This window comes from Solemya elarraichensis gill symbiont, from assembly GCF_002021095.1.
Classification (GTDB): domain Bacteria; phylum Pseudomonadota; class Gammaproteobacteria; order Chromatiales; family Chromatiaceae.
In genome coordinates this window covers 1-2383 of record NZ_MPRK01000263.1, presented here as the reverse complement: position 1 = coordinate 2383, position 2383 = coordinate 1, and the positions used below count along the sequence as shown (strand labels likewise).

Here is a 2383-nt window from a genome sequence, read left to right as displayed (position 1 = left end):
GAAGTGGATCTCCGAGCTTTTCCAGCTGTTCGTGACGTGATTCTAGATCAAAAAATCCAGATTGCATTGGGGCTCCTTATGATCTCATTCGTGTTGAGTTATTATCGTTGTTGGGAGCTATTTTTAGAAGCCCCCTTTATACTGCCTCTACTTAGTTTTCAAGCTATTTGATGGAGCAGTCAAATGAGCACATTTTCTTGGCTGCTAATCTCGGACTTACACCTGAAATCAACTCATGCGAATGTGGAGTCAAAACGTCGTATTGCGCGATATGGTGCGCGATATCGAAAAGCGAAAGGTTGATTTGCACAACATCAGCTTCGTGATCGTTAGTGGAGACTTAGCTTACGGTGGCAAACCGAAACAGTATCAACTTGTTGAAACATTTCTCGATGATCTAATACAAGTATTCGATTTGTCGCGTTCCGACGTATCCATGGTTCCCGGTAACCACGACATTGATAGAGACGCGGGGGGAGTTCGTAAATGCGGAGAATGTTGAAAAGTATCTCGCAAACACGAATGAACGTACCATCCTTGTTAATCGACTTTCTGCCTATTATGAGTTTGGAAAAAATATTCAAGAGATCTGGTTAGAGAGATTACCGAAGATGAGTTGGCATATTTTTCGCAAAAATTCATTGGTAATATTCCAATCGGAATCGTTGGTCTCAATTCAGCATTAGCGTGCGGAAACGACGAAGACGAACGAAATATTATTGTTGGTGACCAGCCCATTATTGATATTTGCGAGATAATTAGAAAGAGTGATGTACGCCTTATTATCGGTGTGCTCCATCATCCACCAAATTGGTTAAGAGAGTTTGATCAACGCACATTTGACCAACGTTTTCTTCCTATGTGTGACGTTCTGCATCGAGGGCACCTTCACGAACCAGAAGTTAAGCTGCTTTACTCTGCGTCATCCGCACCGTGTTTGGCAATCGCTGCAGGAGCTGGGTATGCGTGGCGTCAGTTCGGCAATTCATATTCGATCGTTTCATTTGATCCTTCAGCGTCTGAATGCACCGCAGAATATTTCGAGTACGACAGCCATTCTGGAACTTTCAGAGTAAAAACGACCGAAACAAAATCATTACGCCTACGTGGCACGATTCCTGGCGGCCCTCCCGAGATTTGCGCTGCTATACGCGAACTGGGTGGTACAGCTGATAAATTTTCGCCATATTTAGCCGCATTGCTTTCGGAGACAATAACCGAAGTGCCGGTTCCGTTCGGTGATCGTGTAATTATTGCGGCATCAAACGTAATTGAATCGACGCAAGATGAAGTTTACGCGAAAGTCTTAACGAATTTCTTAAACGTACGAAATTCTTTGCTCGCATTCTCTACAAACACCCCTTTAAAGAACAGAGTTTTTGCGTGCGAACATCCGATTCGCTCATTTTCCGATCAGATCGACTCGTTCGCAAACATCGACAAGGATTTTTCTTGTGAGCTAAGCAGGCGGATAGAAATTGCTTCGGAGTTTTGTAATCCAGCGTTGCAACAGAATGAAAACACATTCATTGCCACCATGAAACAGTTTGCTGCTGAAAGCGACTGGGTTGGACTAGAAGTCATCGCGCAGCGTTATATTAAAAATGATTTGCCAGAGGTGAGGCACTCGGCGCAACAACATCTTTGTTTGGCTCTTGCAAACAGCGACGACTTACAGAAACGAAATGATTCGGTAAGCATTGAAGAAGAACTAGTGTTGCTTGCCGACGCCGTAGTTGACGACTTCTATCTCTGCTTTTCTGTAAATCGTACGCAGGGAAATGTTCAACGTGCAGAAGAGTTGGTACGGGAAGCCCTCGAACTATTCGACTTCTTACCTGCCGCATTTGTTCGTGTAGCCACTCAGTTCTCTTTGGAAACAGGAAACAAGAGTCTTAAAGAATTGCTAGATGAAAGAAATGGTGCACCACATGAATAATAACAAGTCTTTTTCAGTCGGAATGGATTTTAAGCATGTTCACAAGACTATCTCGGAGCACGTGTACGAGACGCCATTGGCGTTCCTCCGTGAAAACGTTCAAAATGCCCTGGATGCGGTACGAATGCAGGCACATTCGGATGGAAAAGATTCAAGTGACGCTTCATATGAAATCTCTATCCGCGTGACTACCGAGGAATGCATCATAAGAGATAATGGCATCGGAATGTCGGCAGATGATCTCAGAATGTATTTTTGGACTATCGGTGCCAGCGGGAAAAGAACCGATCAAGCGAGGGCGGCTGGCTGTGTAGGTATGTTTGGGATTGGTGGATTCGCAAACTTCGGAATCTGTGGAGACTGTAAATTAGTTTGTGTATCTGCTTATCATTAACCCCTACGGGAGATAAGCACGATGAACGAAAAAGAAATCCGAGCACTTGC

3 protein-coding genes are annotated in these 2383 nt (G+C 44.2%); all 3 read left to right on the top strand.

Annotated elements, in window-relative coordinates:
* Positions 1-235: 235 nt before the first annotated feature.
* Positions 236-502: a metallophosphoesterase family protein gene (locus BOW51_RS11960; protein ID WP_078477582.1), complete on the top strand. Its 267-nt coding sequence runs from the start codon at positions 236-238 to the stop codon at positions 500-502.
* Between the two features lie 114 nt (positions 503-616).
* The gene (locus tag BOW51_RS09960; protein WP_078477581.1) at positions 617-1939 is read left to right on the top strand and encodes a hypothetical protein; all 1323 of its coding nucleotides are present in this window, start codon (positions 617-619) and stop codon (positions 1937-1939) included.
* Positions 1911-2333 (top strand): ATP-binding protein, encoded by a 423-nt coding sequence (locus tag BOW51_RS09955; RefSeq protein ID WP_078477580.1) that lies wholly within the window; start codon positions 1911-1913, stop codon positions 2331-2333. Before BOW51_RS09960 ends, BOW51_RS09955 begins: the two co-directional genes overlap by 29 nt.
* The last annotated feature ends 50 nt before the right edge of the window (positions 2334-2383 follow it).

Coding starts and splice junctions, on each gene's coding strand:
- BOW51_RS11960 (WP_078477582.1), top strand. CDS start 236: ATGCGAATGTGGAGTCAAAACGTCGTATTGCGCGATATGGTGCGCGAT.
- BOW51_RS09955 (WP_078477580.1), top strand. CDS start 1,911: ATGAAAGAAATGGTGCACCACATGAATAATAACAAGTCTTTTTCAGTC.